The sequence below is a fragment of the Streptomyces zingiberis genome, assembly GCF_012034935.1.
Taxonomy (GTDB): Bacteria; Actinomycetota; Actinomycetes; order Streptomycetales; family Streptomycetaceae; genus Streptomyces; species Streptomyces zingiberis.
On record NZ_JAATEN010000014.1, the window covers coordinates 95,822 to 122,628 of the forward strand.

Below are 26,807 nucleotides of genomic sequence, written 5' to 3' on the forward strand. Positions count from 1 at the left end.
CCCCGCCCCGCTCCGGCCGCCCGGCCCGGTCGCCCACCGGGGTCCGTCCCGAGGGCGCGGACGGTGGGGAGGCCGGGGCGCGGAGAGGTGAAAGGGGCGCGTCCGGAGAGCTGGACGCGCCCCTTGCCGGTGCGCGGAGCCTGCCGGCGGTCAGTTGTGCCCGAACCGCCGGTGCTTCCGCGCCGTCGGTTCCGGTGGCTCGGGGGCCAGGGCGGCCTCCCCCCGCCGTGTCCCGGGGGAGGTCTCCGGCGCCGCGCTGTCCGCCTGCCCGGCGGCTCGCGCCTTCTGCTTGCGGTTCTTGTTCTTCGCCATCGTGTGCCTCCAGGGTCCGTGCCCCGGGCCGGGCCGGCGGTCCGGCCGGGACGGGAACGCCGTTCATCACACTGTGACATGGGTGACCAAGGGGCGCATTCCGGCTGTTCGGCGCAATATCGCCATGCGGCTCAATTGCCGCGTAAGGGCGGAGAGATCGCGTCGCCGTGCGGCTCCGTCACGGGCTCCGCGCCACGCCGGGTGATCCGGTTCGGCAGATAACCCCCGGAGGGTCGGGCAGACTCGACAGAGACCCGGAGGAGAATCTCCGCGGGGGGCGGGGTCGACGGGAAAGAGGTGGGCCGTGGAGCGCTGTGTCGTCCTGGTGGACGCCGGTTACCTGCTGGGTGCCGCGGCCAGCCTGCTCGCCGGAGAGCCCGCGCGGTCGCGGATCACCGTGGACCACAGCGCCCTCATCCAGGGCCTGCGCGAACGGGCCGAGGCGGACACGGAGCGCGAGTTGCTCCGCATCTACTGGTTCGACGGAGCCCCCGACCGGGTGCCGCAGCCCGAGCACCGGCGGCTCCGCGTGATGCCGCGCGTCACCGTCCGGCTGGGCGCGCTGACCCGCAGTGACGGCCGCTGGGCGCAGAAGGGCGTGGACGCGGCGATGCACGCCGAGCTCACCGAACTCGCCCGCAACCGGGCCTGTTCCGACATCGTGCTGGTCACCGGCGACGGCGATCTGCTGCCCGGGCTGATGTCCGCCAAGGAGCACGGGGTCGCCGTCCACCTGTGGGCCGTGCAGGCGGCCGACGGGGACTACAACCAGTCCGAGGACCTGGTCGCCGAGGCCGACGAACGGCGGGTGCTGGGCCGGAGCTGGATCACCCGGGCCGTCCGCGCCCGGGACACCGGCGGGGTCTGCCCGCCGCAGCCCGTCACCCGCCCCGAGATCGCCGCGATCCTCGCCGCGCCGCTGCCCGAGCCGGCCGACGGAAGGGCGCAGGCGAACCGGGTCACGAGCCGGCGCAACGGCTCCGCCCCCGCCGTCCCCCCGCCCGGTGACCCCACCGCCCCCTCCGAGGACGGCGCCTCCGCCCGGCGGGACGGCCGGGCCGCCGGCCCCACGGTGCGCGGGGTGCCGACCCCCAAGGACCTGGCGGGGCTCGGCCGCGCCCCGGCCGCCGGCCCGCCCGCCCCCGCGCCCGCCGCCACCCTGCGCTGGTCCTCCGACCGCGGCTGGGTCGACCGGGGCGGGCCCGGGGAGAGCCCCGAGACGGCGGCCCTGCCCACCCTCGCCCAGCTCACCACCGCCGAGCAGCGCTGGGCGGACCGCGAGGAGGACATCACGGCCGTCAGCGGGGACCCCTTCGAGGTGGGCCAGGTCTTCGCCCGCCGCTGGCGGGACCGGCTGTCCGCGCCCGCGCACCTCACCCACCTCACCGCCGAGTACCCGCGCATCCCGCACCGGATCGACGGCGAGCTGCTGCGGTACGCGGCCCGCTTCGGGCTGCTGGCGCACAAGGACGACCAGATCGACGAACAGGACCGCTACGCCATCCGGGCCGGCTTCTGGCGCGAGGTGGGCGCCCCGGCGGCGGCCGAATCCCCCGCGACGCAGGACTGAGCCGGCCGCCGGGGCCTTCCCCGCTGCCCCGGCCTTCCGCCGTCCCCCGCCCGCGCCCGGCCCTCGCCCGCGCCCGGCCCTCGCCCGCGCCCGGCCCTCGCCCGCGCCCGGCCCTCGCCCGCGCCCGGCCCTCGCCCCCGCCCGGCCCCCGACGTTCTCCGTCCGCCCCGGCCGCCCGCCCCGGGTGTGGCCCCCGGGACGCGGGGGGCGGGGGCGGGCGCGTACCCTCGTTGACCGTGAGCACGGGCACAGCACAGGCGGGGTACGGCAGCGGGACCGCCGCGACGGCCGCCGCGCCGCCCGTGTGCGCGGTGCGCGGCCTGGTCAAGACCTACCCGCCCGCCCGCGCCCGCCGGGGGGCGCCCGCCGTCCCCGCCGTCCGGGCCAGCGACTCCGTCGACCTGACGGTGCGGCGGGGCGAGATCTTCGGGCTGCTGGGGCCGAACGGCGCCGGCAAGTCCACCCTCGTCCGTCAGCTCACCGGGCTGCTCCGCCCCGACGCCGGCGAGGTGCGCGTCCTCGGGCACGACCTCGTCCGCCACCCCGAGCGCGCGGCCCGGCTCCTCGGCTACCTCGGCCAGGAGTCGACGGCGCTGGACGAGCTGACCGTCGCGCTGGCCGCCGAGACCACCGGCCGGCTGCGCGGCCTGGGCCGGCGCGCCGCCCGCGCCGAGCGGGACGACGTCCTCGACGAACTGGGCCTGGGACCGCTGGCGGACCGCCCCGTCAGCCGGCTCTCCGGTGGCCAGCGGCGGCTGGCCTGCTTCGCCGCCGTCCTGGTCGGTGAGCGCCCGCTGCTCGTCCTGGACGAACCCACCACCGGCATGGACCCGGTGGCGCGGCGCGCCGTCTGGGCCGCCGTCGACCGCCGCCGCGCCGAGCGGGGCGTGACGGTTCTGCTGGTGACGCACAACGTGCTGGAGGCCGAGACGGTGCTCCACCGGGTCGCCGTCCTGGACCGCGGCCGGGTCATCGCCTGCGACACCCCCGCCGGGCTCAAGGCCCTGGTCGACGGCGAGGTGCGGGTGGAGCTGGTGTGGCGGGACCGGCCGCCGCTGGAGGTGCCCGAGGTCGCGGCGGTACGCGAGGCGGCCGCCGAGGCGGGCCGGCGCTGGACGCTGCGGCTTCCCCCGGAGCGGGCCCGCGCCCTGGTCGCCGCCGTCACCGGCGGGCCGGCCTTCGCGGCGCTGGACGATTTCACGCTGGCCACGCCGAGCCTGGAGGACGTCTATCTGGCGCTCGGCGGACATGGCACGGAAGGACTGGTGAAGGCGTGACCGGCGGTGAGTGCCCCGGTACGGTGCGCGGGCGGCGCCCCGCGAGGACCGACGGGAGCCCCGGCAGGTGAGTGCCCTCTCCACACGGGCGGCGGGCGGCGGGTCCGCCACGCCCGGCCCGGACACGCCCGGGCCCGCGCGGGACGACGCGGCGGGGCCCCCGCGGGACCCTGCGGCCGGGCCCGAGCCCGAGCCACTGGCCCCCGGCGCCCGGCTGTTCCCCGCGCTGGCCGCCGTGTACCGCGCGCAGCTCTCGCGCGCCCGGGTGGCCCGGATACCGCTGCTGTTCGTCGCCACCTTCCAGTCCCTCGGGATCATGGTGCTGATGCGGGGGATCGCGGACTCCCCCGAGGAGGCGCGGGCCGTGGTGGCGGGCTCCAGCGTGCTGGTCGTCGCCTTCGTCGCGCTCAACCTCCTTGCCCAGTACTTCGGGAAGCTGCGGGCCGGCGGCGGGCTCGACCACTACGCCACGCTGCCGGTGCCGCCCGCCGCCGTGGTGCTCGGCGCCGCCGGCGCCTACGCCTCGTTCACCGTGCCCGGCGCGGCCGTCGTGGCCGTGACCGGGAGCCTGATGTTCCAGCTGCCCCTGACCCACCTGTGGGTGCTCGGCGCCGTCATCCCGCTGGCCGGTGCCGCGCTGGCCGGGCTCGGCGCGGCGCTGGGACTGCTGGCACCGCGCCAGGAACTCGCCACGCTCCTCGGCCAGCTGGGCATGTCGGCCGCGCTGCTGCTGGGGGTGCTGCCGCCCGCGCGGCTGCCGGAGCCCATCGGCTGGGCGCGGGATCTGCTCCCCTCCAGCTACGGGGTGGACGCGCTCGCCCGGACGTTCGAACCCCGCCCCGACTGGACGGCCGTGACCCTGGACCTGGGGGTGTGCGCGGCCGTCGGCCTGGTCTCGCTGGCCGCCGCCACCTGGGCCTACCGCAGGGCCGCCCTGCGGTAGAAACCGACCCGGGGTGTCCCCGGGCGTGGCGCGCCCGGCGCACCTGGCACGATGTCCGGGTGACCGCACCGCTGACACCGCAACCCCACGGACGTCCCCCTCATGACACGGCGTCGGGACCGCCCGGCGCGGCCACGTCCGGCCGGGAGGCGGGCGAGCTGCGCCGGGGGGTCCTGACGGGCCTGTCCGTCACCGTGTCCGGGGTGCTGCTCGGCCTGGCCTGGCTGTGGCTGGCACCGCGCGTCCCCCTGGTCTCCGACGGCGAGGCCGTCTACCTGGAGAACACCGAGGGCGAACAGGCGATCGCCGCCGACGGCACCTTCGTGCTGCTGGGGCTGGCCTTCGGCGCCGTGACCGCCCTGGTGGTCTTCCTCCTCCGCCGGAGCGGTGGCGTGGGGCCGGTCGTCGGGCTCGCGCTCGGCGGGCTGCTCGGCTCGGTCCTCGCCTGGCGGCTCGGGGTCGCCCTCGGACCCACCTCGGACGTCGTCGCGCACGCGCGCGAGGTGGGCAAGGGCGTCCCCTTCGACGGGCCACTGGAACTGCGGGCCAAGGGCGCGCTGCTGGCCTGGCCGATCGCCGCCATGCTCGTCCACCTGGCCCTGACCGGGCTGTTCGGCCCCCGTGATCCGGAACCCCAGCCGCTGCCGCCACTCTGACGGCCCCGTGGGGGACGGAAGCGAGGCGCCGCCCGGGCCGGCACCGGTGGGGCGCCGGCGCCGTGGGGAGGGAAGGTTCACCGGCTCCTTACGGGAGCGCCCCGAGGCCGCGGTGCCGCATCATCCGGGTACGGCCGGCACACGGGCCGTGTCCCGCTGCGCGGAGCGGCGCACCGGACGCCGTGCGCTTCCCCCGCTCGGCCTCGCCCGCCCCGCGACTAGGAGGGCGGCCGCTCAGGCACGACCGTGCCTCTGCCGAGGAGACGGCCCTGCGGCCGGGCAGCCGGGGGACGGGCCTGCCGGACGGGCGGGACGGGGCGGCGGGGCGCCGGCCACTCCGGCAGGGTCTCGCCCTCTTCGAAGAGATCGTGGTCCCAGTCCAGACAGAAATGACCGGAGGGGAGTTCGAGGGGAGTGGGCCACCATCCCTGGAAGGGTTCACCGGATTCCAGGCAGGTGGCGAGACGGTCGAACAGTTCCGCCAGGCTCGCCCCCCACAGGACGCCGTCGATGTCCCCCGAACCGATGCCCATCTCGTAGACGTGACCGTAGGTGGGTCCGGGGTGATGGTCCACGAAGGCCGTGCCGCCGTCGTTCGGATGGGCGAAGGGCACCCATCGGTGGGCGTGACCGCAGAGTTCGTGCTCCTCCCACATCCCCCACTCGGTGAAACCGATGTTCTTGAGCATTTCGTGCTGGCGGGCGATCTGGTCCGTGCTGTTGAGCCGGTGCCCCAGGGGGAGGAACGCCCCGGCGGCGTAGTACTCCCTCTCCGGAATCTCCACCACCCCGTTGTGGCGCTCCAGGAGCGCCCTCAGCTGCGGGTGGAGCGGGAATCCCAGCCGGGTTTCGAGCCCCGCGATCTCCTCGGGGGAGGCGGCGGGCCGCAGGGCGGCGTGGTCGATGGGGGTGTGCGTGGACAGCCAGGACGCGAAGCGGTCCCACGCGGCGCCTAAGGCCGCGGAATCCGTGTCGATCATGCCGCTGAACCTAGAGGACGGCACTGACATTCCGGCCGGCCGCGCTCGGACGGCCGACGGCCGACGGCCGGCAAGAGCCGGCAAGAGGATCAGCCCGGCAAGAGGAACAGCTGGGCCGGAACTCCGGGTCCCGCACCCCCGGGTGCCTCAGGGGCGGGCGATCGGGGCCAGGACGGCGCCGGTGAGCGCGGCGAGGTCCGCCGGGGAGAGTTCGACCTCCAGGCCCCGGCGGCCCGCCGAGACGCAGATGGTGGCGTGCTCCGTGGCTGAGGCGTCCAGCACGGTGGGCAGCCGCCGCCGCTGGCCCAGCGGGGAGATGCCGCCGCGGACGTAGCCGGTGGCCCGCTCGGCGGCCGCCGGGTCCGCCATCGCCGCGCGTTTGCCGCCCGCCGCCGAGGCCAGGGCCTTCAGGTCCAGGGACCCGGAGACGGGGACGACGGCGACCGTGAGTGCACCGTCCACCTCGGCCAGGAGCGTCTTGAAGATCCGCTCCGGGTCGGTGCCCAGCGCCTCGGCCGCCTCCGCGCCGTAGGAGGCCGCGCCCGGGTCGTGCGCGTAGGAGTGGACGGTGAAGGACATCCCGGCCTCCGCCAGCGCGACCGTCGCGGGGGTGCCGCCGGTGGAACCCGCCGTGCCGCCGCGCCGCTGCTTCTTCTTGCCCACGTTTCCCCTCGCCCCGATCTCGCCGGTCCTCGCCGTTCCGCCCGGCCCCGCTGTTTCCGCCGGCCCCGATGCCCTTGCCGTCCGGCCGTCCGGTCCCTCACCGACGCCGTGCCGCCGGCGGCCGGGCCCGACACGCCGTCGTGGCCGGTCCGCCATCCGTCCGCCCGACCGCCGTCCGCCCGCCGCGCTGCCGGCCCCCGCGCGCCGCCGTGCGGGGGCGGCCGGGGCCGGGGCGTCAGTTGAGGCTCATCGGCTGCCGGGTCAGGTCGACCGCGGGCAGCGAGGGGATGCCGCGGATCACCGCGCTCTCCGCGCGGAGGAGTTTCAGCTCGGCCGCGAGCCGGGACGCCGTGTCCGGGGCCTCCAGGAGTTCCTGCTTGGCCGGGGTGTCCAGCACGGCCGCGGCCGCCACCAGGTACGACAGCACGGACGGCTCGCCCGGCAGTTCCTGTTCGCCCGCGAGGGACCGCTCGTTGGCCCCGGCCAGCCGTCTCTGGTAGGTGCGGAACGCCCGGACCACCCCCGAGGCCAGGGCGCCGGCTCCGCTGCCCTCCGCCTCCGGGATCTCCTCGCACTCGCCGGTCAGATAGGGGCCGCTGCTGTCCACCGAGCGGATCCGGATGCGGGTGGTGCCGGTGGCCAGCACCTCGTAGCCGTCACCGTCCTCCTTCTCGCGGATGGTGGCCGCGTCCGCGACGCAGCCCACCTGGTGGAAGGCGGCCAGCGGGTCCTCCCCGAAGCCGGCGGTGGGGCCGGGCTCGGGCGGCTCGGTGGCGGCGTCGGGCAGGCCGGGGGCGGACGGTGCCGTCTCGTGGCCGTCGCGGATGGCGACGACGGCGAAGCGCCGGGGTCCGTCCTCGTCGAGCTTCAACAGGTCGGCCATGAGCGCCCGGTAGCGCTGCTCGAAGACGTTGAGCGGCAGCACGAGGCCGGGGAAGAGCACCGTGTTGAGCGGAAAGAGCGGAAGGCGCGCGATGGTCACGACGGCCAAGCCTAACGGCCGGCCGGCGCGGCGTGCGGGCCGCGGCGCCACAACGGCATGGAGGCGGCCACCTGGAGCCGGGTGCCGTCCCGCGCCTCCAGGAACTGGCCGAGCGGGTCGTCGGAGACCGTGGTCCAGGGGAAGGCCGTGGCGTGCGGGCCGATCAGCCGGAACTGGTGCAGCGCCTCCTCCCAGCGGCCGCGGATCATCAGGACCAGGACCAGCACGTTGCGGACCTCCGCGGGCCACGGGTCGCCGGGCGCGTAGCGGGCGGAGAGGCCGACGGCCAGATCGACGGCGGCGTCGAGGCGGCGCGCGGAGGCGATGCCGACGGCCTCCCCGCCTTCCGGCCCCGGGCCGCCGTGGCCTCCGCGACGGGGCCTCCGCCCCGCACCGGCCCGCGCGCGGCCGGGCTCCGCGCCGGGACCGCCGAGGTCGAGGGGGCCGGGGTGCACATGGTCGAGGATGGCGCGGACCGGCAGCGCCTGGAGCAGCGAACCGGGCAGCGCCGCCTGCGCGGCCCGCTCGGCGAAGGAGAAACAGGGGTCGTGGAGGTGGGTGCCGACGAGCACGTCCCCTTCCTCCCGGCCTCCGCCATGGCTGCCTCGGCTTCCGCCGGGGCCTCCTCCGTGGCCTTCGTCCCCGCTCTGCGCCCGTCGCCCCGCGCGGGCCGCCCCGCCGTGGCCGGACTCCGTCCCGGCGCGGCGGCCGTCACCCGCGGTGGCCGGCGTGAGCGGCACCTGCGGGCCGGCCGGCCGCCGCTCCGCGCGGGGCGCCGGCGCGGTACGGCAGCGGGAGGTCAGATAGCGGAGCGCCGCCGCGTGGCAGCCGCTGTGGTGCGGGGAGCGGGCCACCGCCTGTGACCACAGGGCGGCGAACTCGGCCTGCGGCAGCCGGAGTCCGCGCGCCTGGTCCAGCGCGAGGCGCCAGGGGACGGGGTCGTGCGGGGCGGCCTCGGCGGCCGCCCGGATCAGCGGGGTCGCGGCCGCCAGCCACTCCCGCTGCTCCGTGCGCCGCTCCGCGCGGCGCAGCGCGACCGCGGCGCGCAGCAGCGCCACATCCGGGTCCCCCGGGGCGGCGGCCCGCCAGCGGGCCAGCCACTCGGGACGGTGGTGGGCGAAGCGGGCGAGCGCCGCGGCACAGCGGTCGCGGTACTCCCACTGGGCGTGTTCACGCGTGACGGCCAGCAGGGCGGCGGCGGGGAGGTGGTCACCGGCACCGGCGGCGGCGAGCACCCCGGACAGCCGCTCGTCCGGCGCGTCCAGGACCACCTCGTCGTCGGGGACGAGGCCGGTGGCGAGCCCCGCGGTGTGGCGCACCATGCGAACGGTGGTGGTCAGCGCATGGAGGAAGACCATGCGTCCATTGAATTGTGCAGGTCGTGTACGGTGCCAGCGGTTTCCGATGACGCTTCGGTATCGGATTTCGGGTTGCTTGAGGAATGGTCAACTCCGGGTAAAAAAAGGTGCGCCGAAGGGGCGGAGGGGGCACGGTGTCGCGCGCGGAGCCGCCGTCCGGGGACCGGCGCCCCGGCCCGCCCGGACGCGCCCCCCGCCCGGCCCCCTGGCGTGGCCCTCTTCGGGGCCTCCGGCTCCTCCGGTCTCTCCCCGCGTCTGTGCCGTCTGTGCCGTCCGGGGAACCGGTGGCCGCCGCTGGACGGCCCGGGTTCCCCGCCGTCCGTCCGTCTGTCCGTCCGGCCGGCCCCCGGGCCTCCGGCTCCGACGCCGTAGCGGCCGGGGCCCCGGAAGCCCGGGTCAGTTGCGGCGCAGCAGCCGGGAGGCGCCCGCCGCGACGGTGGTCGCCAGCATCCAGCCCAGCAGGATCATCACCACGGAGGCCCACTGGTGGAGGGTGTCCCACTTCCAGGAGGTGTCCTGGCCCAGATTGATCACCGGCAGCAGCAGGTCCAGGGTGTAGAGCGCCGGGTCCCAGTGCGGCGCGCCCTCCTTGGAGACGGGCTGCGGCGTGGCACGGGAGAAGAACAGCGCGCCGACCGCCCACAGGAACGCCATCCACACCGCCGCGCGGCCCGGCCGGTAGCCGTAGGCGACCGTCCAGTCCTGGAGGTAGCCCCACACCTTGCCGGCCAGGGGGAGGGTCTCCCTCCGGCGCCGCTGTTTGGCGAGGAGCGCGACCCGGGCGTGGGTGTCCTCGCCGCTGGTGCGCAGGGCGTTGGAGAGCTGCTCGTACGGCTCCGGGGCGTACTCCGGGGTGGCCGCCGCGACCCACTCCAGCCGCTCCGGCAGCGGGAAGCGGCCGCGCGGTATCAGGCACTCGTAGGAGAAGCCCGCCATGGCCAGGCCGCCCGGCCCCGGCCAGCTCTCCGCCCGGTCCACCAGGTTGACGACCTTCGCCCCGGACAGCACCACCCGGCCGCGCTGCGGGCGCTCGCAGAGGAATCGCAGCTCCGGCGTCTGGATGCGGCGCATCGACAGCTCCTGGCCGGAGTCGAGCTCGAAGCGGGCCCGGTCGAAGTCGAGCGCGTCGCCGAACCGCCCGTCGTCCAGCCGTATCCCGCCCACGCACTCGAACGGCCGGACGAGCATGCCGTCCCGGGGCGTGGTGCCGTACGGCGGGGTGTTCAGCCCGTACGGCGGTGTGGTGCCGGTGGCGAACGGTGAGCCGCCGACCCCGGCCGCCGTCATGTAGAGGGTGCGCTCCACGGTGAGCTGGGGCGCGTTCAGCGCCCGGCGCCCCTGCGGATTGCTCAGTCTGCTGCCGCGCAGGCTGAGCGAGACGCCGATCTGCGCGCCGCGCAGGCTCAGCTCGCCGTGCGACTCGATCAGCTCCGCCTGGAAGTCCTGCCCGACGCTGATGCCGTCCGCGACGATCGACCGGCCCTTGCGGTCCCGCTCCACCACGAGCTGGTTGATCAGCAGATCGGTGCCGACCCGGGCGTCCGTCAGCCGGATGCCGCGGTGCACCGTGCAGCGCGGCAGATGGAGATCGCCCTCCGTCTGGAGCCGCGCGGCCTCCAGCCGGGGTATCCGGCAGCCCACCAGGCGCAGCGTGGAGAAGCGCGCCTCGGGCAGCACCACCTCGCGGTCGAAGCGGCAGCCCCGCAGCTCCACGAAGGGCCCGACGGCGCCCCCCGCCAGGTCCAGCGTGCCGGTCACCCGGGCGCCGGTCAGCTTGAGCGCCGTCACGCGGCCCGGCTGCGGCGGCGGCCCGTCCAGCAGCAGCAGTGCCACCACCCGGGCCCGCACCTGGCGGCCGGGGCCCCAGGGCCGGCGGCCGTTCGGGTCGTCCTCCTCCGGGTCCCCGCTGCTCAGATCGTGGGTGGAGCCGTTGCGGAACGCCTGCCACAGGCCCCACTCGGCGGGGGTCAGATCCAGTGAAGCCGGCGGCTCGCCGTCCCCTGGCACCGTCACTCGTTCACTCCTTCGTGTCGTGCGGGCCCCTCGGGTCCTCCGCTCACGGTCCGGCGCCCGGCCGGGAACGGCCGGGCCGTGCCGGTTCGGTGCCCCCCTGCCCGTCCCATGCCCGCTGGGTAACGGTACGAAAGCCCGGAGTCACCACGGAGCGCGGGGGTGTTCCACTGCGTGATACGGATGCCCGGCCGCCACGCCAGGTCTGCGACACTTGGCCTCGTGATCTCCCGAATCGACCTGCGCGGCGCCGCCCTCCCCGAGGGTGCCGCCCTGCGCGATCTGCTGCCCCGCGCCGAGTTCGACGTCGAGGCCGCACTGGAGACGGTGCGGCCGATCTGTGAGGACGTCCGCCATCGCGGCACGGCGGCGGTGCTGGAGTACAACCGGCGGTTCGACGGCGTCACGCACGGAGCGACGCGGGTGCCCGCCGAGGCGCTGGAGCGGGCCCTCGCGGAGCTGGACCCGGCCGTCCGCGCGGCCCTGGAGGAGTCCGTCCGCCGCGCCCGGCTGGTCCACCGCGACCAGCGCCGCACCGATCACACCACCCGCGTCGTGCCCGGCGGCACCGTCACCGAGCGCTGGGTGCCCGTGGAGCGCGTCGGCCTGTACGTGCCGGGCGGGGTGGCGGTCTACCCGTCCTCCGTGGTGATGAATGTGGTGCCCGCGCAGGAGGCCGGGGTGGCCGGCATCGCCGTCTCCTCGCCGCCGCAGGCGGCCTCCGGCGGGCTGCCGCACCCGACGATCCTGGCCGCCTGCGCGCTGCTCGGCGTGGACGAGGTGCACGCGGCCGGCGGCGCCCAGGCCATCGCGATGTTCGCGCACGGCACGGAGGAGTGCCGCCCGGTGAACCTGGTCACCGGCCCCGGCAACATCTATGTCGTCGCCGCGAAGCGCCTGCTCAAGGGGCGGATCGGCATCGACGCCGAAGCCGGCCCGACCGAGATCGCGGTCCTCGCCGACGCCGGCGCCGACCCGGTGCACGTCGCCGCCGACCTGATCAGCCAGGCCGAGCACGACACGCTCGCCGCCTCCGTCCTCGTCACCGACTCCGCGGCGCTGGCCGACGCCGTCGAGGGCGAGTTGAAGGAGCAGGTGGCGCGGACCCGCCACCACGAGCGGGTCACGGCGGCGCTGGCCGGCAGGCAGTCCGCGATCGTGCTGGTCGACGGGGTCGACGAGGGGCTGCGGGTGGTCGACGCCTACGCCGCCGAGCACCTGGAGGTGCAGACCGCCGACGCGGCGGCCGTCGCCGCCCGCGTGCGCAACGCCGGCGCCGTCTTCGTCGGCCCGTACGCCCCGGTGTCGCTGGGCGACTACAGCGCCGGCTCCAACCACGTCCTGCCCACCGGCGGCTGCGCCTGTCACTCCTCGGGGCTGTCGGTGCAGTCGTTCCTGCGCGGCATCCACGTCGTGGAGTACGACCGCGAGGCGCTGGCCGGAGCCGCGCGCCACGTGGTCACCCTCGCGGAGGCGGAGGACCTGCCCGCGCACGGGGACGCGATCCGCGCCCGTTTCGGCGGCGCCGTGCCGGACGCCCCGCGGGAAGCCCGGCCGGAAGCGGCGGCCGGGGAGGCCGGCGCGGGGGAGGGGGCCCGGTGACCGCCGGCACCCCCGCCCCCTGGGACGCCCTCCCCATCCGCGACGAGCTGCGCGGCCAGTCGCCCTACGGCGCCCCGCAGCTGGACGTGCCCGTCCGGCTGAACACCAACGAGAACCCGTATCCGCTGCCCGAGCCGATCGTGCGGCGGATCGCCGAGCGTGTCACCGAGGCCGCCCGGGACCTCAACCGCTACCCGGACCGGGACGCCGTCGAGCTCCGCACCGAACTGGCGCGCTACCTCACCCGCACCGGCGGGCACACGGTCACCACGGAACAGGTGTGGGCCGCCAACGGCTCCAACGAGGTGCTCCAGCAGCTCCTCCAGGCCTTCGGCGGGCCCGGCCGCACAGCCCTCGGTTTCGACCCTTCCTACTCGATGCACGCGCTGCTGGCGCGGGGCACGGGCACCGGCTGGATCTCCGCCCCCCGCGGCGCGGACTTCCGGATCGACCTGGACGGGGCCCGGGCGGCGATCGCCGCCCACCGGCCGGACGTCGTCTTCGTCACCAGCCCCAACAACCCCACCGGCACCGCCGTGGCGGCGGAGACCGTCCTCGCCCTGTACGAGGCGGCGCAGGCGGCGGGACCGGCACTGGTCGTCGTGGACGAGGCCTACGGCGAGTTCAGCCACCGGCCCTCGCTGCTGCCGCTGATCGAGGGCCGGCCGCTGCTGGTGATCAGCCGCACCATGTCCAAGGCGTTCGGCGCGGCGGGGCTCCGCCTGGGCTACCTCGCGGCCGACCCCGCGGTGGTGGGCGCCGTGCAGCTGGTGCGGCTGCCGTATCACCTGTCGGCCGTCACCCAGGCCACCGCGCTGGCCGCGCTGGAGCACACCGACACGCTGCTCGGCTACGTCGGAAAGCTCAAGTCCGAACGCGACCGGCTGGTGTCGGAGCTGCGCGCGGCGGGCTGTGAAGTGACCGAGTCGGACGCCAACTTCGTTCAGTTCGGCCGTTTCGAGGACTCCCACAAGACCTGGCAGGCGCTGCTGGAACAGGGCGTGCTCGTCCGGGACAACGGCGTCCCCGGATGGCTGCGCGTCACCGCCGGCACCCCCGCCGAGAACGACGCCTTCCTCGCCGCCGTACGCGCCGTACGGCACCGCCTGGGGAACGGGCAGCCCCCGGGCCCCGACCCGGACCGCACCAAGGAGAGCAACCGATGACCCGCGTGGGCCGCGTGGAGCGCACCACCAAGGAGACCGGCGTCCTCGTCGAGATCGACCTCGACGGCAAGGGCGAGGTGAACGTCGCCACAGGCGTCGGCTTCTTCGACCACATGCTCGATCAGCTCGGCCGGCACGGCCTGTTCGACCTCACCGTCAAGACCGAGGGCGACCTGCACATCGACAGCCACCACACCATCGAGGACACCTCGCTGGCGCTGGGCGCCGCCTTCCGGCAGGCGCTCGGCGACAAGGTCGGCATCCGACGCTTCGGCGATTGCAGCGTCCCGCTGGACGAGTCGCTCGCCCAGGTGACCGTCGACCTCTCCGGCCGCCCCTACCTCGTCCACTCCGAGCCGGAGAACATGGCGCCGATGATCGGTTCCTACGACACCACCATGACCCGGCACATCCTGGAGTCCTTCGTCGCGCAGGCGCAGGTCGCGCTCCACGTCCACGTGCCCTACGGGCGCAACGCCCACCACATCGTGGAGTGCCAGTTCAAGGCGCTCGCCCGGGCCCTGCGGTACGCCAGCGAGCGGGACCCGCGCGCGGCGGGCATCCTCCCGTCCACCAAGGGCGCCCTGTGAACGGAACGTCCACCGTACTGATCGTCGTGGGGCTGTTCCTCCTCGGCGGGGTGATCTCCTTCGTCAAGCAGGGACTGCCCCGGGGCGTCGTCGTGCTGCTGGGCATCGGCTCCGCGATGTGCCTGGTGGCGGGCGTCCTGCGGCTGGAAGGAGTCTGGCAGTGAGCGGCAGCACCCCCGGCGCCGGCACCCGGCCGAGGGTCGTGGTGTTCGACTACGGCTTCGGCAACGTCCGCTCCGCCGAGCGCGCCCTGGCCCGGGCCGGCGCCGAAGTCGAGATCACCGGCGACTACGACCGCGCCCTCGACGCCGACGGCCTGCTCGTGCCCGGTGTCGGCGCCTTCGCCGCCTGCATGCGGGGGCTGCGCGAGGCGCGCGGTGACTGGGTCGTCGGCCGGCGGCTGGCCGGCGGGCGCCCCGTGCTGGGTATCTGCGTCGGCATGCAGATCCTCTTCGCCCGCGGCATCGAACACGGCGTCGAGGCCGAGGGGCTCGACGAGTGGCCCGGGACCGTCGGCCCGCTGCGGGCCCCCGTCGTCCCCCACATGGGGTGGAACACCGTGAAGGCGCCCGCGGACTCGCAGGCGTTCGCCGGGCTGGACGAGGACGCCCGGTTCTACTTCGTCCACTCCTACGCCGTCTCCGAGTGGGAGTTCGAGGCCACCGCCCCCGGTCTGCGGGCCCCCAAGGTCAGCTGGACCACCCACGGCGAGCCGTTCGTCGCCGCCGTGGAGAACGGCCCGCTGTGGGCGACCCAGTTCCACCCGGAGAAGTCCGGCGACGCCGGGGCCCGGCTGCTCCGCAACTGGGTCGGCACGCTCTGACCGCCGGCGCGCGGCCGGGCCGGGCCCGTACCGGCCCGGTCCGCTCCGCTCCGCCCGGGGGCCCGTCCACCGCGACGCGCGCCCCCGTCCCACCGCGGCGCCCGCCCCGCACGACCGCCCCGCACGACCGCGGCGCACCGCCGCAGCACTGCCGCACCACCGTCACCGTCCCACCCGTCCCCCGACCCGAAGGCACGCCAGCGATGACCGCTCCCACGCCCGCCGCGACCCCGCGGCGTCTGGAACTCCTCCCGGCCGTCGACGTCCGCGACGGCCAGGCCGTCCGCCTCGTCCACGGCGAGTCCGGCTCCGAGACCTCCTACGGCGACCCGCTCGCCGCCGCCCTCACCTGGCAGCGGGCCGGCGCCGAGTGGCTGCACCTGGTGGACCTCGACGCGGCCTTCGGCACCGGCGACAACCGGGAGCGGATCGCCGAGGTGGCCCGGGCCATGGACATCAAGGTCGAACTCTCCGGCGGGATCCGCGACGACGACACCCTGGCCGCCGCCCTCGCCACCGGCTGCACGCGCGTCAACCTCGGCACGGCGGCGCTGGAGACCCCCGAGTGGGTGGCCAAGGTGATCGCCGAGCACGGTGACCGCATCGCCGTCGGCCTCGACGTGCGCGGCACGACACTGCGCGGGCGCGGCTGGACCCGGGACGGGGGCGACCTCTACGAGACCCTCGCGCGGCTCGACGCCGAGGGGTGCGCGCGCTACGTCGTCACCGACATCGCCAAGGACGGCACCCTCAAGGGGCCCAACCTGGAACTCCTGCGGAACGTCTGCGCCGCCACCGACAAGCCGGTCGTCGCCTCCGGCGGGGTCTCCTCCCTCGACGACCTGCGGGCGATCGCCGCGCTGGTGCCGGAGGGTGTCGAAGGCGCGATCGTGGGCAAGGCCCTCTACGCCGGGGCGTTCACGCTCGAAGAGGCGCTCGTGGCGGTCCGATGAGCCGTCGCGGCCGCGCCGCGCGCCGCGGCCCGACCGTCCGCCCAGCCCGAGGGAGCACCGACCGATGACGAACCCCGTCCCGTCGCAGCCGGAGGCACCGCCCCGCCCGGAGGTGTCCGGCCCCGGACGGGCCGCCGCCGCCCCGCCGGTCCAGCGCCTGCGGTCCGACAGACCCTGGGAGGAGACGATCGGCTGCGCGCGCGCCGTCGCCGCCGGGGACCGGGTCCTCGTCTCCGGCACCATGCCGGCCGCCGGCGGGCAGCTCGCCGGCGAGTTCGACCCCTACGAGCAGGCGCGGGCGGCCTTCACCGACGCGCTGGCCGCGCTGGCGCCGTTCGGCCTCGGCCCCGACTCGGTGATCCGCACCCGTATGTACCTGGTCCACGCGCGCGACACGGAAGCCGTCGGCCGCGCCCACCGGGAGATCTTCGGCGAGGTGCGCCCGGCCTCGACCATGCTGGTGGTCTCCGGCTTCGCGGAGACGGGGGTGCTGGTCGAGGTGGAGATCGAGGCGTACCGCGGCGAGGACCGCACCGGGCCGGACCCGCACCCGGGCCCGGGGCCGGCGGCCACCACCGGCTGAGGCCGCCGTCCCGCCGTCCCGCCGGGCCCGGCGCGCGCCCGGCCGGGACGGCGCGGAAGGCGACCGCGCGTGGCGGGACGACGGCACGGAGGCCCGGCGCACCCGGCCGGGCGCGCCGCGGCCGGAGGACATCCCGGCCGGAGCACACCGCAGCACACCGCAGCACACCGCAGCACAGCAGGCGGCACAGCACCGCCCCACACCCGCGGCACACCACCGCACACAGAGGAGAACGAGCGACATGACCCTGGCGGTCCGAGTCATCCCCTGCCTGGACGTGGACGGCGGCCGGGTCGTCAAGGGCGTCAACTTCCAGAATCTGCGCGACGCGGGTGACCCCGTCGAGATGGCCAAGCTCTACGACGCCCAGGGCGCCGACGAGCTGACCTTCCTCGACATCACCGCCTCCTCCGCCGACCGCGAGACCACCTACGACGTGGTGCGCCGCACCGCCGAGCAGGTCTTCATCCCGCTCACCGTCGGCGGCGGAGTCCGCTCCACCGAGGACGTGGACAAGCTGCTGCGGGCCGGCGCGGACAAGGTCGGCGTCAACACCGCCGCCATCGCCCGCCCCGAGCTGATCCGGGAGATCTCCGAACGCTTCGGCAGCCAGGTGCTCGTCCTCTCCGTGGACGCCCGCCGCTGTCCCGAGGGCACCACCACCCCCTCCGGTTACGAGGTCACCACCCACGGCGGGCGGCGCGGCACCGGCATCGACGCCGTCGCGTGGGCGCACCGCGCCGCCGCGCTGGGCGCGGGGGAGATCCTGCTCAACTCGATGGACGCCGACGGCACCAAGGACGGCTACGACACCGAGATGATCAGGGCCGTGCGCGCGGACGTCACCATCCCGGTGATCGCCTCCGGCGGCGCGGGCCGGCTCGCGGACTTCGCCCCGGCGGTCGCCGCGGGCGCGGACGCCGTCCTGGCCGCCTCGGTCTTCCACTTCGGCGACCTCCGCATCCCCGAGGTCAAGCGGGCCCTGAAGGACGCGGGCCACCCGGTGCGCTGACCTCGGCGCCGCCGGCCGGGGAGGCGGGGACGGCGGCGGGCCGTGGCCCCGTGCCGTCCCGCCGGCCGGGCTCCGCCCCACCGGGGCGGCGGCCCGCCTCAGCCCGCCGGGCCGCCGAAGGTGATGGAGCCGTGGAAGTCCCGGCCCTGGACGACGGGACCCGTGACGCGGGCGTCGCCACCGATCGTGTTGACGGCGGTGTCCGCCGTGTCTGTGGTGTCCGGGGCGCCGGGACCGTCCCCGGGAAGGCCGAGCGCGGCCCGGTGCCGCCGGACCCAGCCGTCCAGCCACTCGGCGAACTCCGGGTCAGAGTAAGGACTGCCCCTTGGCCCAGGCGACGAAGTCGCCCCTGCGGAAGGGGAAGCGGGCGCCTGTTCCGGCCAGAGCGTCGACAAAGGCCGTGGCCGCGTACTCCGTCGTCCGCCCTTCCCGTACCGATTCGGCCACCACGCGCAACACTCCCCAGACCTCGAGACCGGCCCGCCGCGCAGCGCGCCGCGCGTCCGCGTCGTCGACCACCGCGACGCCGCCGTGGACCTCGGCCCACGCGAGCACCGTGGCCTCACCCTGGTTGGAACGCCGTCCGGACACCAACTCCATCCACTTGACCAATGCCGCCAGTTCGTTCAAGCCGTCCACGTGGACGACTTCCAGCCAGCTGGTGAGCTGATCCGTCGGGAGCCGGTGGTGGCGAAGTTCGTCGAGGACCGCCGCGGTGGTGACGTTCCGGCGCGGGGCGCGCCGCCATGTCCGGGCCATGTCGCCGAGCAGATCGATCTTGTCGGCTTTGACGGCGTGGTGCAGGGGCGAACAGTCCCACACGAGTAACTGGGCGGGAAGGGGCTCCGCCGGGGAACCGCAGCTCACGGGGAGCAGTCCTCCAGATTCCGGCCGGGCAGGTCGTCCTCCGTGACCGCGCCGTACAGCAGTTCCACGGTGCGCGGTGCCGTGATCGCGCCGTCCTGCCAGGCCCGGAGGACGGCCCGTCTCCAGAGGCGGCCCGTGGCACCGTTCGGGAGGTCCGGGGCGGGTTCGCCGCCCCGCACCGAGAGGAAGTCACCCCGGACCGGGGTGTCGGCCTTGATCCGCCGGGCTTCCGCGGGGTCGAGCAGTTCGCACTGGCGGGCCCGGGCCACCACGGCGCTCCAGGAGAGCCGGTGGTCGGCGGCGAGACCGATCAAGGTCGACCGTACGCCCTGCTCCGGACCGATCCGCTGCCACGCCCGCCGCACATCCTCCTCCGGCAGCAGGAACTCACCGGCGAACCGGTCGATGAGCTGCTCTCGCTCGTCCCGGGAGGCCGATACGCCCGTGTCGCTGTGGTATTTGTCCTGTAGCAGGTGGTGCCCCAGTTCGTGGGCAGCCGTCCACCGCCGCCGGGCGGGCGCGGACCTGCCGGTGATGACGGCGACTCCGTAGCCGTCATGAAGTAGAGAGGCGCCCTCCGCCTCCTCGTCCACGACCGTCAGGAACAGGCCCAGCGCCTCGGCCACGTCCACCAGCGCGGGCAGCGGGCCCGCGGGCGCGCCGATGGCCTTCCGCGCGGCGCGGGCCAGCGCGAGGGGATCCGCCGTCTCCCCTCTCCGGGCCGGTGCCGGGTCCGGAGCGGGCGGATGGAGAAAACCGTGCCCGACCAGCCACTCGGCATTGCGGGCGTGGGCTTCGAGACGGGCGTCCAGCCGGTACCGCGCCCGCGAGGCGGCGTCGGCCTCCTCCTCCAAGGCGGCGCGGCGGGACACCAGCGCGGCCGGCGGACGCGAGACGAAGTGCGCCGCCGGTACGTCGAGTGCCTCCGCGAGCTGGAAAAGTTCCAGGGCCGTGACCCGCCGGTCTCCCGCCTCGATCCGGACCAGGGCCGTGCGTTCGAGGCCCACCTGCTCGGCGAGCCGCCCCTGGCTGAGCCCTATGGCCTGGCGGGCCTCCGCGATTCGCTCGCCCACTTCGGGCCAGGTCGGCATCCCATCCATGTGTGGGATTTTTGCACACCGTCGTCGGGTTCGCGGGAAAAGTAGCCCGAAAGGCGGCCCGGCGGACCGGGTGACCGCGGGGAAGGAACGGGCGGTGATCACCGGGCGTGGGGACGCGGTGGACGGACCGCGTCCCCCCGCCCGTCACCGGGGCCGGTCAGCGCGGGGAGACGGCCACCGCCGCCGTGAAGTCCGACCAGGCGCCGGGGGAGAGGGCGAGGGCCGGTCTCCGTGTCTCCTTGGAGTCCCGGACGAGTACGCGGTCACGGGCGACGGCGATCTCGACGCAGTTGTCGCCACCCCCGCCGCTGTAGCTGCTCTTGAGCCATTCAGTCCCGGTGGAGGGCATAGCGCTCCTCTGCTTGATGGGCCGGGTTGAGTGTTCAGCCGCCGATCTCCGCGCTCTCAGCCCGTGAGGTGAAGGCCGACCACGCGGCTGGAGACAAGACCAGTGCTGGACGCCCGGTGTCCTTTGAGTCTCGGATATGGACGGCACCCGGGGATATGGCGACTTCGATGCAGTTGCCGCCGCCTCCGCCGCTGTAGCTGCTCTTGAACCATTCAGGGGCCAGGTCCATGGTGCTCCTCAGGATGGAGGCTGGTGCGGCCGGTTGTCAGTCACGGGCGCGCAGGTTCGCACTCCTCGCGGCGAAAGCCGACCAGGCAGTCGGTGAGACGGTGAGGGCCGGCCTCTCGAGGCCCTTCGAGTCCCGCACCTGGACGGAGTGCGGGTGTATGGCGATCTCGACGCAGTTGTCACCGGAGCTGCCGCTGTAACTGCTCTTGATCCAGATCTGGTCGGTACTCATAGGTCTCCTAGCATCTGCTCCAACAGGCGCACCGTGGCTTCGCGGCCGAGAGCCTGTGAGCGCAGCTTCCCATAGCGTTGAAGCATCGCGCTGACGTCTTTCGGGCCTGTGATCAGGATGCTCGATTGCTGGCCTTCGGAGTACCCCACCCACTTGGTCTCGGGCGTCTCCGCCAGGTAGATGAGCCCGTCGACTCCTGCGTGATCTTCCTGGCGCAGTGGCATGACTTGGACCTCGACGTTCCGTCGGTTCCCTCCTCCCGTCCGTCGTACCCCTGGTGCCACACTCGGTCCGTCAATGGTCACCCAGGGTCACTGACCCGGTCCAGCGGATCGGCTGATACAGCGTCATCTGTATCAGCGTCGTTCCTGCCCAGTGGGGCGGCGGAGGCGGAACGCTCGCCTCCATGACAGTTCCAGGAGCTGAAGTTCCGGTTACCGTACGTACGTTCGCGCACCGCTTCTCGTCCACGCGGCGCGGGGCCCGTGTCGCCCGGCTGCTCGCCGAGCACCGGCTGACCGACTGGGGGGTGCCGCGCGGCAGCCGGGCCTTCGACGCCGCGGTCCTCGTGATCGCGGAACTCACCTCGAACGCCGTCCTGCACGGGCTCGTCCCGGGACGCGACTGCGCGTTGCGCCTGACGTGGGACACCGGGGCCGGGGTCCTGCGGATCGAGGTGTCCGACACCCGTCCCGGCCGCCCCGCCCGCGGCGAACCGGCGGCGGAGTGCGACCGCGGCCGCGGGCTGCTCCTGGTGGAGGCCGTGGCCCTCCGCTGGGGTGTGCGTGACCGGAACGGGCCGGGCAAGACCGTCTGGGCGGAGTGCGCGGCCGGCGGCGGCCGCCCGGACACCGGTGATGCCGGGAAGTGACCGTCCGCCGTCGCGTAACTCCCCGGCATGGGCGGCCGGGGAGGAAGAGGGCCCGGCTCAGTGCTCCCGTGCGTAGGTCATGATCCACGCGACGGTGAGGACGACTCCGAGAACCCCTACGCCGAGGATGCCGAGCGCCGTCCAGATCCCGTTTCCGTCCATCGCGGATCGCACCCCGCCGGCGAGCCCGCCGACAGCCATGCAGATGCCGAGGACGAACGCCCGCGAACCGTGCGGGGTCAGCCGGCGCCGCAGGCTCGGGCCCCGGCGGCCGGGCGGTGGCGGGCCTGCGGAGTGTGTCATCGGAGCGTCACCTTCCCGGTGCTGCGGAGGTGTTCACGTGGGTGTCGCCCGGCTCCTTCTTCGACGGGGGTAGACCTGATCCTGCCGACCGAGTTCAACCGCCCCAGGGGCCGCCGCGCCGTCGCCACGCGATAGGGCAAGCCGGCGGTCCGCCATGAGGCGGCCGTCCTCATCGCTGCCGTCGGCGAGTGGCTGTGATCAGTACCTCCACAGCCGTCCTACGCGACCTTGACCACGTACTTGCCCTGGACGCCGCCCGCTTCCAGTGCCTGGTGTGCCGCCGCTGTCTCCTCCAGGGGGAAGACCCTGTCCACCGCAGGGCTCAGCTTGCCCTCGACCACATGGCGGGCGAGGTCGTCGAAGTCCGCCCGCGTGGGGTTGCCGCTGAAGAAACGCACCCGGCCCTTTCCGTGGACCGTGCTGGCCGCGAGGTAGCCGAGCGACGCCGCGGGCCGTTTCAGGTCGAAGGCGATGGTGACCATACGCCCGCCCGGATCCAGGAGGCGCCGGAACGCCCGCAGGTCGGTCCCCGCGGTGTCCAGGACCACGTCGAAGCGGCCCAGTTCCGTCGGCCGCACGGTCCGGTGGTCGACGGCCTTGTGCGCGCCGAGCCCGCGGACGAAGTCGAGGTTGGCCGCACGGGCCAGGGCCGTGACCTCGGCGCCGTACGCCCGTCCGAGCTGGACGGCGGCGTTGCCGACACCGCCCGAAGCACCCCGGACGAGGAGCCGTTCGCCGGGGCGCAGCCCGGCTTTGTCCCGCAGCGCGGTGATGGCCGTGGTGGCCACCGGCAGCGCGGCGGCGTCCACCGGGTCGAGGCCGTCGGGGAGCCGGCCGACCCGCTCGGCGGGTACGGTCACGTACTCGGCGGCGCTGCCGAACCCGGAGGTGCGGCCCAAGACCCCCCATACGCGGTCCCCGGCCGCGAACCGGGTGACTCCGGCCCCCGGTGCGGCGACCTCGCCGGTGAAGTCCAAGCCGACGCGCTTGGGGAATGTGCGGCCGCTCAGGAGGCGGAGCCGGCCGGCACGTGCTGCCAGTTCGCCGCCGTTGACGCTGGACGCGCGCACCTTCACCAGGACCTCGCCGGGGGCCGGCTCGGGGCGTGGCACGTGGCCCGTGTAGAGCACATCGGGGCCGCCGTAGCGGTCGTAGAGCACTGCCTTCATCATGCGGTCGTCGTTCATCGTTCCGCCTTTGCCGCCGGGGACCGTACGGGGATCTGGCACCGACCGTAAGCTCCTAAGTGGACGCAATCGTCCACTTGGACCGGAAGCGAGAGACAGTGATGGCGGAATCCTCTCGGATCACAGCCCGGGACGGGGTGCGGGCGGACGCCCGGCGCAACCGGGAGCGCGTCCTCGTCGCCGCCCGTGCGGTCTTCGCGGAGCACGGGATCGACGCCCCGATGGCGACCGTGGCCCGACGGGCCGGGGTCGGCGTGGCGACGCTGTACCGGCATTTCCCGACCCGGGACGCCCTGGTGAGAGGCGCGTTCGCGCAGCAGATGGAGACCTGCGCGCGGGCGCTCACCGAGGCTCTGGCCGCCCCTGACCCGTGGCAGGGTTTCCAGCACCTGGTCGAGACCGTCTGCGCTCTGCAACGGGAGGAACGCGGGTTCCCCGCCGCGTTCGTCGCGGCCTTCCCGGAAACCGCGTCGGAACACGCGCGGTCCCGGCGGCGAGCCGAGCGGGACTTCACGACTCTCGTACGCAGGGCCCAGGCGTCGGGCGCGCTACGGGCCGATTTTCACCCGTCCGACCTCGCCGTGGTCCTCTTGGCACACTGCGGTCTGGCGACCGCCCTGCCGGACGACGGTGCGGCGTCCCGGCGCCTGGTGGCCTATCTGCTCCAGTCGTTCCGCACCGACCCGGCCAACGGACCGCTGCCCCCACCGGCCGCACTGGCACTGCGCAGCCTCCCGATGGCACCGGACGGTCCCCAGGGGCAACGACCCTCCCGAGCCTGACGGGAAACGGTACGTGCCGCAGAGCACATCCAGCCCGGCAACTCCCCCTTCGCCTCGGGGCGGGGAGCGCCGGGTGGATGTCGGAGAGGACGGCGACGCGCCCGGTCGTCCCGGTCATGAGGGCGACCGTAGCGGCGCCGGGCGGGCGGAGCGGTGCGGTTCACCCACCGCGAAACCGCGCCCGGACGCGCCCGGCCGCCCCCGGAAAAGTCCCGCCCCTCCGCCTGCCCGCCGACCGCTCAGTACCCGAGGGCCGCGCTCTGGGGCCCACCGTCAGCGAGGCCCACTGCCCCGGGATCCTCGCGTGGAGTCCGAGGCCCGCCGTCCGGACGCCGAGACTTCCGCGCGGAGCCCGGGGCCCGTCGCTCAGACGCCGAGGCTCGCCGCGCGGAGCTTGGCGACGGCGTCCTGGTCGCCGTCCGTCTCCACGCGGGCCTTGTCCTGGCGGCCGTAGAGGAAGAGGATCAGCTCGCCCGGCTCGCCGGTGACCGTCACCACCGGCAGGCCCTTGCGGGCGACGGCGGTGCGCCCGTCGGGGCGGCGCAGCACCACGCCGACCGGGGCCTTGCGCCCCAGCACCCGCGCCATCCGCTCGATACGGGACCACAGGGCGTCGGCGAAGACCGGGTCCAGCTCGCGCGGCGTCCAGTCCGGCGTGGCGCGGCGGACGTCCTCCGCGTGCACGTAGAACTCGACGGTGTTCGCCGCCTCGTCCACCTGCTTCAGGGCGAACGGCGACACCCGGGGCGGGCCGGTGCGGATGAGCTGGAGCAGCTCCTCGTAGGGCTTCGCGGTGAACTCCTTCGACACCCGGTCGTGGCGGGAGGCCAGCGGCTTGACGAACATCCCGGCGGCCGCGTCGGGACGCCGCTCGCGGACCACCAGGTGCACGGCGAGGTCGCGGGTGGTCCACCCCTCGCACAGGGTGGGCGCCTCCGGACCGGAGGTCTCCAACAGATCGGCCAGGAGCAGGCGTTCACGCTTCGCATGGGTCGACATACCGGCCACCCTACGACTGTCCCGGCGAAGCGGCCACGACCGCGCCCGGCCGCGCCGCGCCCGGGGTTCGTGGCGCTCGTCACCGCCCGGCGCCGGCGTGGCCCCCGCCGGGCCTGCCGCGAACCGGTCCCGGCCCGGCCGGCGCCGTGGGGCAGGGCCGGGGACGACGGCCGGACGGATTTCCGTCCGGCTCCGCGGCGGCGGCAGAATGACGCCATGCCCACCGAGTCCACCGAGCCCACCGAGCCCGGCGAGTCCACCGGCTCCGCCGAACCGGCCCGTCCCACCGGCAGCCCCTCCGGCAGCCTTTCCGCCGGCCCCGGCACCGCCGCCCCCGACGCTCCCGGCCCCTCCCGCCTGGACCCCGCCGTCGCCGCCCGGCTGAAGCGGAACGCCGACGGGCTCGTCCCCGCGATCGCGCAGCAGTACGACACCGGCGAGGTGCTGATGCTGGGGTGGATGGACGACGAGGCCCTGCACCGCACCCTCACCACCGGCCGCTGCACCTACTGGAGCCGCAGCCGTGGCGCGTACTGGGTCAAGGGCGACACCTCCGGTCACGTCCAGCACGTGAAGTCCGTGGCGCTCGACTGCGACGGGGACACGGTGCTCGTCAAGGTGGACCAGGTGGGCGCCGCCTGCCACACCGGCGACCGCACCTGCTTCGACGCGGACGAACTGCCGCTCGGGCCGCCGGTCACCGGCGCCTGACCTGCCGCGCGTCCGGCCCGCGCCGGGACGCCCCGCCGGTGTCGCCGCGGCATCGGGCCGGGCCGGTGGGTGCGCGGGTTTTCCCCTGTTCCACCGGCCGCATCGTGAAACAGCCGCGGGCAGCCCCGCCCGCCCCACTAGGATCCGGGCCCATGAGCACCGGCGCCGCCACGATGGACCTCACCACTTTCCGCAAGCTGGCGGCCGACCGCCGCGTCATCCCCGTCAGCCGCAGGCTCCTGGCCGACGGGGACACCCCGGTCGGCCTCTACCGCAAGCTCGCCGCCGAACGCCCGGGCACCTTCCTGCTGGAGTCGGCGGAGAACGGCCGCTCGTGGTCGCGCTACTCCTTCGTCGGGGTGCGCAGCGACGCCACCCTCACCGTCCGCGACGGCCAGGCGCACTGGCTCGGCACCCCGCCCGTGGGCGTCCCCACCGACGGCGATCCGCTGGAGGCGCTGCGCGCCACCGTCGAGGCCCTGCACACCCCGCGTGACCTGGGTGATCTGCTGGGGCTGCCGCCCTTCACCGGTGGCATGGTCGGCTACCTCGGCTATGACGTCGTGCGCCGGCTGGAGAAGATCGGCGACTCCACCCGGGACGACCTGGGCCTGCCCGAACTCACCATGCTGCTCACCTCCGACCTGGCCGTCCTCGACCACTGGGACGGCACCGTCCTGCTGATCGCCAACGCCATCAACCACAACGACCTCGACACCGGCGTGGACGAGGCGTACGCGGACGCCGTGGCGCGCCTCGACGCCATGACCGCCGACCTGGCCCGGCCGCTGCCCGGGGGCGCCACCACCCTCCCGCCGTCGGAGCTGCCGGAGTTCACCCAGCCCTGGGGCGGAGCCGACTACCAGGCCGCCGTGGAGGAGATCAAGGAGCGCATCCGGGCTGGGGAGGCGTTCCAGGTGGTGCCCTCGCAGCGGTTCGAGGCACCCTGCCCGGCCTCGGCGCTCGACGTCTACCGGGTGCTGCGCACCACCAACCCCAGCCCGTACATGTACCTCCTCCGCCTCGACGGTTTCGATGTCGTCGGCTCCAGCCCCGAGGCGCTGGTCAAGGTGGAGGACGGGCGCGCGATGCTGCACCCGATCGCCGGGACCCGGCCGCGCGGGGCCACCCCGCAGCGGGACGCCGCCCTCGCCGAGGAACTGCTCGCCGACCCCAAGGAGCGGGCGGAGCACCTGATGCTGGTGGACCTCGGCCGCAACGACCTCGGCCGGGTGTGCGAGCCGGGCAGCGTGGAGGTCGTGGACTTCATGTCCGTGGAGCGCTACAGCCACGTCATGCACATCGTCTCCACCGTCACGGGCCGGCTCGCCCCGGGCCGTACCGCGTTCGACGTGCTCACCGCCTGCTTCCCCGCCGGGACCCTTTCCGGCGCGCCCAAGCCGCGCGCCCTCCAGATCATCGAGGAGCTGGAGCCGACGCGGCGCGGCCTGTACGGCGGCTGCGTCGGCTACCTGGACTTCGCGGGCGACTCCGACACCGCCATCGCCATCCGCACGGCGCTGCTCCGCGACGGCACGGCCTACGTTCAGGCCGGCGCGGGGGTCGTGGCGGACTCCGATCCCGTGGCCGAGGACACCGAATGCCGCAACAAGGCGGCGGCGGTGCTTCGCGCGGTGCGGATCGCCTCGGGGCTGGGGTCGTAACGGGCCGTAACGGACGTCACGGGCGGGGCGGGCG

General features: G+C 75.0%; 31 protein-coding genes. 16 read left to right on the plus strand and 15 right to left on the minus strand.

All coding sequences use genetic code 11. The features are described 5' to 3' along the window. Positions 1–150: 150 nt before the first annotated feature. Positions 151–312, minus strand: a complete 162-nt coding sequence (locus HCK00_RS18195; RefSeq protein WP_168103046.1) for a hypothetical protein — start codon at positions 310–312, stop codon at positions 151–153. 304 nt (positions 313–616) lie between these two features. Here HCK00_RS18195 and HCK00_RS18200 point away from each other — a divergent pair, with 304 nt between their 5' ends. The 4 genes from HCK00_RS18200 (at position 617) to HCK00_RS18215 (ending at position 4,758) form a co-directional block, all read left to right on the plus strand. Further along, a complete protein-coding gene (locus HCK00_RS18200) occupies positions 617–1,882 on the plus strand; it encodes an NYN domain-containing protein (RefSeq protein ID WP_168103047.1) in 1,266 nt (421 codons plus the stop codon). Between the two features lie 302 nt (positions 1,883–2,184). Continuing rightward, positions 2,185–3,159 (plus strand): ABC transporter ATP-binding protein, encoded by a 975-nt coding sequence (locus HCK00_RS18205; RefSeq protein ID WP_168103107.1) that lies wholly within the window; start codon positions 2,185–2,187, stop codon positions 3,157–3,159. Positions 3,160–3,226: 67 nt separating this feature from the next. Then, positions 3,227–4,102, plus strand: coding sequence for an ABC transporter permease (locus HCK00_RS18210; protein ID WP_168103048.1), 876 nt, complete (start codon positions 3,227–3,229; stop codon positions 4,100–4,102). A 59-nt stretch (positions 4,103–4,161) separates the two neighbouring features. Beyond that, a complete protein-coding gene (locus tag HCK00_RS18215) occupies positions 4,162–4,758 on the plus strand; it encodes a DUF2567 domain-containing protein (RefSeq protein WP_168103049.1) in 597 nt (198 codons plus the stop codon). Positions 4,759–4,976: 218 nt separating this feature from the next. Here HCK00_RS18215 and HCK00_RS18220 read toward each other — a convergent pair whose 3' ends face one another. The 5 genes from HCK00_RS18220 to HCK00_RS18240 form a co-directional block, all read right to left on the minus strand. Then, on the minus strand, positions 4,977–5,738 hold the full coding sequence (locus HCK00_RS18220; protein WP_168103050.1) for an SMI1/KNR4 family protein: 762 nt from the start codon (positions 5,736–5,738) through the stop codon (positions 4,977–4,979). 147 nt (positions 5,739–5,885) lie between these two features. Further along, positions 5,886–6,401 (minus strand): Cys-tRNA(Pro) deacylase, encoded by a 516-nt coding sequence (ybaK, locus tag HCK00_RS18225; protein ID WP_311765372.1) that lies wholly within the window; start codon positions 6,399–6,401, stop codon positions 5,886–5,888. A gap of 235 nt (positions 6,402–6,636) precedes the next feature. Further along, positions 6,637–7,383, minus strand: a complete 747-nt coding sequence (locus tag HCK00_RS18230) for an LON peptidase substrate-binding domain-containing protein (protein ID WP_168103052.1) — start codon at positions 7,381–7,383, stop codon at positions 6,637–6,639. Positions 7,384–7,394: 11 nt separating this feature from the next. After that, the gene (locus tag HCK00_RS27750; RefSeq protein WP_240965661.1) at positions 7,395–8,741 is read right to left on the minus strand and encodes a hypothetical protein; all 1,347 of its coding nucleotides are present in this window, start codon (positions 8,739–8,741) and stop codon (positions 7,395–7,397) included. 396 nt (positions 8,742–9,137) lie between these two features. Next, positions 9,138–10,754, minus strand: coding sequence for an oxidoreductase (locus HCK00_RS18240; RefSeq protein ID WP_168103053.1), 1,617 nt, complete (start codon positions 10,752–10,754; stop codon positions 9,138–9,140). A gap of 219 nt (positions 10,755–10,973) precedes the next feature. Between HCK00_RS18240 and hisD the strand changes: the two genes are divergently transcribed. The 8 genes from hisD (at position 10,974) to hisF (ending at position 17,480) form a co-directional block, all read left to right on the plus strand. Further along, positions 10,974–12,353 carry a histidinol dehydrogenase gene (gene hisD / locus HCK00_RS18245; RefSeq protein WP_168103054.1) on the plus strand — a complete coding sequence of 460 codons (1,380 nt, stop codon included), beginning with the start codon at positions 10,974–10,976 and terminating at the stop codon, positions 12,351–12,353. Beyond that, entirely contained in the window at positions 12,350–13,519 is a 1,170-nt protein-coding gene (locus HCK00_RS18250; RefSeq protein ID WP_168103055.1) for a histidinol-phosphate transaminase, read from the plus strand. Before hisD ends, HCK00_RS18250 begins: the two co-directional genes overlap by 4 nt. After that, positions 13,516–14,109, plus strand: coding sequence for an imidazoleglycerol-phosphate dehydratase HisB (gene hisB / locus HCK00_RS18255; protein ID WP_168103056.1), 594 nt, complete (start codon positions 13,516–13,518; stop codon positions 14,107–14,109). Before HCK00_RS18250 ends, hisB begins: the two co-directional genes overlap by 4 nt. Next, on the plus strand, positions 14,106–14,273 hold the full coding sequence (locus tag HCK00_RS18260; protein ID WP_168103057.1) for a CG2302 family histidine operon protein: 168 nt from the start codon (positions 14,106–14,108) through the stop codon (positions 14,271–14,273). Before hisB ends, HCK00_RS18260 begins: the two co-directional genes overlap by 4 nt. Next, a complete protein-coding gene (gene hisH, locus HCK00_RS18265; protein WP_168103058.1) occupies positions 14,270–14,932 on the plus strand; it encodes an imidazole glycerol phosphate synthase subunit HisH in 663 nt (220 codons plus the stop codon). Before HCK00_RS18260 ends, hisH begins: the two co-directional genes overlap by 4 nt. 203 nt (positions 14,933–15,135) lie before the next feature. Then, a complete protein-coding gene (priA, locus tag HCK00_RS18270; protein ID WP_168103059.1) occupies positions 15,136–15,885 on the plus strand; it encodes a bifunctional 1-(5-phosphoribosyl)-5-((5-phosphoribosylamino)methylideneamino)imidazole-4-carboxamide isomerase/phosphoribosylanthranilate isomerase PriA in 750 nt (249 codons plus the stop codon). Between the two features lie 112 nt (positions 15,886–15,997). Beyond that, entirely contained in the window at positions 15,998–16,468 is a 471-nt protein-coding gene (locus HCK00_RS18275) for a Rid family hydrolase (protein WP_311765376.1), read from the plus strand. Positions 16,469–16,709: 241 nt separating this feature from the next. Beyond that, on the plus strand, positions 16,710–17,480 hold the full coding sequence (hisF, locus tag HCK00_RS18280) for an imidazole glycerol phosphate synthase subunit HisF (RefSeq protein WP_168103061.1): 771 nt from the start codon (positions 16,710–16,712) through the stop codon (positions 17,478–17,480). A 306-nt stretch (positions 17,481–17,786) separates the two neighbouring features. On the opposite strand, the gene HCK00_RS18285 is transcribed toward hisF, so the two are convergent. The 6 genes from HCK00_RS18285 to HCK00_RS18310 form a co-directional block, all read right to left on the minus strand. After that, entirely contained in the window at positions 17,787–18,347 is a 561-nt protein-coding gene (locus tag HCK00_RS18285; RefSeq protein WP_168103062.1) for a PIN domain-containing protein, read from the minus strand. Beyond that, a complete protein-coding gene (locus HCK00_RS18290) occupies positions 18,344–19,447 on the minus strand; it encodes a helix-turn-helix domain-containing protein (RefSeq protein ID WP_240965662.1) in 1,104 nt (367 codons plus the stop codon). Before HCK00_RS18290 ends, HCK00_RS18285 begins: the two co-directional genes overlap by 4 nt. A gap of 157 nt (positions 19,448–19,604) precedes the next feature. Then, entirely contained in the window at positions 19,605–19,796 is a 192-nt protein-coding gene (locus HCK00_RS18295; RefSeq protein WP_168103063.1) for a DUF397 domain-containing protein, read from the minus strand. Between the two features lie 34 nt (positions 19,797–19,830). After that, positions 19,831–20,025 (minus strand): DUF397 domain-containing protein, encoded by a 195-nt coding sequence (locus tag HCK00_RS18300; RefSeq protein WP_168103064.1) that lies wholly within the window; start codon positions 20,023–20,025, stop codon positions 19,831–19,833. A gap of 36 nt (positions 20,026–20,061) precedes the next feature. Beyond that, positions 20,062–20,256, minus strand: coding sequence for a DUF397 domain-containing protein (locus HCK00_RS18305; protein WP_168103065.1), 195 nt, complete (start codon positions 20,254–20,256; stop codon positions 20,062–20,064). Then, a complete protein-coding gene (locus HCK00_RS18310; protein ID WP_311765373.1) occupies positions 20,253–20,480 on the minus strand; it encodes a Scr1 family TA system antitoxin-like transcriptional regulator in 228 nt (75 codons plus the stop codon). Before HCK00_RS18310 ends, HCK00_RS18305 begins: the two co-directional genes overlap by 4 nt. Positions 20,481–20,662: 182 nt before the next feature. Between HCK00_RS18310 and HCK00_RS18315 the strand changes: the two genes are divergently transcribed. Beyond that, positions 20,663–21,127 carry an ATP-binding protein gene (locus HCK00_RS18315; RefSeq protein WP_168103067.1) on the plus strand — a complete coding sequence of 155 codons (465 nt, stop codon included), beginning with the start codon at positions 20,663–20,665 and terminating at the stop codon, positions 21,125–21,127. Positions 21,128–21,184: 57 nt separating this feature from the next. Here HCK00_RS18315 and HCK00_RS18320 read toward each other — a convergent pair whose 3' ends face one another. Beyond that, positions 21,185–21,430, minus strand: coding sequence for a hypothetical protein (locus HCK00_RS18320; RefSeq protein ID WP_168103068.1), 246 nt, complete (start codon positions 21,428–21,430; stop codon positions 21,185–21,187). Positions 21,431–21,648: 218 nt separating this feature from the next. Next, positions 21,649–22,617 carry an NAD(P)-dependent alcohol dehydrogenase gene (locus HCK00_RS18325; RefSeq protein ID WP_168103069.1) on the minus strand — a complete coding sequence of 323 codons (969 nt, stop codon included), beginning with the start codon at positions 22,615–22,617 and terminating at the stop codon, positions 21,649–21,651. A gap of 101 nt (positions 22,618–22,718) precedes the next feature. On the opposite strand from HCK00_RS18325, the gene HCK00_RS18330 reads away from it, so the two are divergent. Continuing rightward, positions 22,719–23,399: a TetR/AcrR family transcriptional regulator gene (locus HCK00_RS18330; RefSeq protein WP_168103070.1), complete on the plus strand. Its 681-nt coding sequence runs from the start codon at positions 22,719–22,721 to the stop codon at positions 23,397–23,399. Between the two features lie 366 nt (positions 23,400–23,765). Here HCK00_RS18330 and HCK00_RS18335 read toward each other — a convergent pair whose 3' ends face one another. Then, positions 23,766–24,398: a TIGR03085 family metal-binding protein gene (locus HCK00_RS18335; protein WP_168103071.1), complete on the minus strand. Its 633-nt coding sequence runs from the start codon at positions 24,396–24,398 to the stop codon at positions 23,766–23,768. Between the two features lie 216 nt (positions 24,399–24,614). Here HCK00_RS18335 and hisI point away from each other — a divergent pair, with 216 nt between their 5' ends. Continuing rightward, positions 24,615–25,109 (plus strand): phosphoribosyl-AMP cyclohydrolase, encoded by a 495-nt coding sequence (gene hisI, locus HCK00_RS18340; protein ID WP_375781976.1) that lies wholly within the window; start codon positions 24,615–24,617, stop codon positions 25,107–25,109. Positions 25,110–25,261: 152 nt separating this feature from the next. Then, positions 25,262–26,773 (plus strand): anthranilate synthase component I, encoded by a 1,512-nt coding sequence (locus tag HCK00_RS18345; RefSeq protein WP_168103072.1) that lies wholly within the window; start codon positions 25,262–25,264, stop codon positions 26,771–26,773. Positions 26,774–26,807: the final 34 nt, after the last annotated feature.

Bases quoted from the DNA above. Each gene is read 5' to 3' on its own strand.
- hisI (WP_375781976.1), top strand. From the start codon at position 24,615: ATGCCCACCGAGTCCACCGAGCCCACCGAGCCCGGCGAGTCCACCGGC.
- priA (WP_168103059.1), top strand. From the start codon at position 15,136: ATGACCGCTCCCACGCCCGCCGCGACCCCGCGGCGTCTGGAACTCCTC.
- HCK00_RS18345 (WP_168103072.1), top strand. From the start codon at position 25,262: ATGAGCACCGGCGCCGCCACGATGGACCTCACCACTTTCCGCAAGCTG.
- HCK00_RS18220 (WP_168103050.1), bottom strand. From the start codon at position 5,738: ATGATCGACACGGATTCCGCGGCCTTAGGCGCCGCGTGGGACCGCTTC.
- HCK00_RS18335 (WP_168103071.1), bottom strand. From the start codon at position 24,398: ATGTCGACCCATGCGAAGCGTGAACGCCTGCTCCTGGCCGATCTGTTG.
- hisF (WP_168103061.1), top strand. From the start codon at position 16,710: ATGACCCTGGCGGTCCGAGTCATCCCCTGCCTGGACGTGGACGGCGGC.
- HCK00_RS18290 (WP_240965662.1), bottom strand. From the start codon at position 19,447: ATGGATGGGATGCCGACCTGGCCCGAAGTGGGCGAGCGAATCGCGGAG.
- HCK00_RS18305 (WP_168103065.1), bottom strand. From the start codon at position 20,256: ATGAGTACCGACCAGATCTGGATCAAGAGCAGTTACAGCGGCAGCTCC.
- HCK00_RS18300 (WP_168103064.1), bottom strand. From the start codon at position 20,025: ATGGACCTGGCCCCTGAATGGTTCAAGAGCAGCTACAGCGGCGGAGGC.
- HCK00_RS18330 (WP_168103070.1), top strand. From the start codon at position 22,719: ATGGCGGAATCCTCTCGGATCACAGCCCGGGACGGGGTGCGGGCGGAC.
- HCK00_RS18320 (WP_168103068.1), bottom strand. From the start codon at position 21,430: ATGACACACTCCGCAGGCCCGCCACCGCCCGGCCGCCGGGGCCCGAGC.
- HCK00_RS18195 (WP_168103046.1), bottom strand. From the start codon at position 312: ATGGCGAAGAACAAGAACCGCAAGCAGAAGGCGCGAGCCGCCGGGCAG.
- HCK00_RS27750 (WP_240965661.1), bottom strand. From the start codon at position 8,741: ATGGTCTTCCTCCATGCGCTGACCACCACCGTTCGCATGGTGCGCCAC.
- HCK00_RS18295 (WP_168103063.1), bottom strand. From the start codon at position 19,796: ATGCCCTCCACCGGGACTGAATGGCTCAAGAGCAGCTACAGCGGCGGG.
- HCK00_RS18310 (WP_311765373.1), bottom strand. From the start codon at position 20,480: ATGCCACTGCGCCAGGAAGATCACGCAGGAGTCGACGGGCTCATCTAC.
- HCK00_RS18315 (WP_168103067.1), top strand. From the start codon at position 20,663: ATGACAGTTCCAGGAGCTGAAGTTCCGGTTACCGTACGTACGTTCGCG.
- HCK00_RS18325 (WP_168103069.1), bottom strand. From the start codon at position 22,617: ATGAACGACGACCGCATGATGAAGGCAGTGCTCTACGACCGCTACGGC.
- hisB (WP_168103056.1), top strand. From the start codon at position 13,516: ATGACCCGCGTGGGCCGCGTGGAGCGCACCACCAAGGAGACCGGCGTC.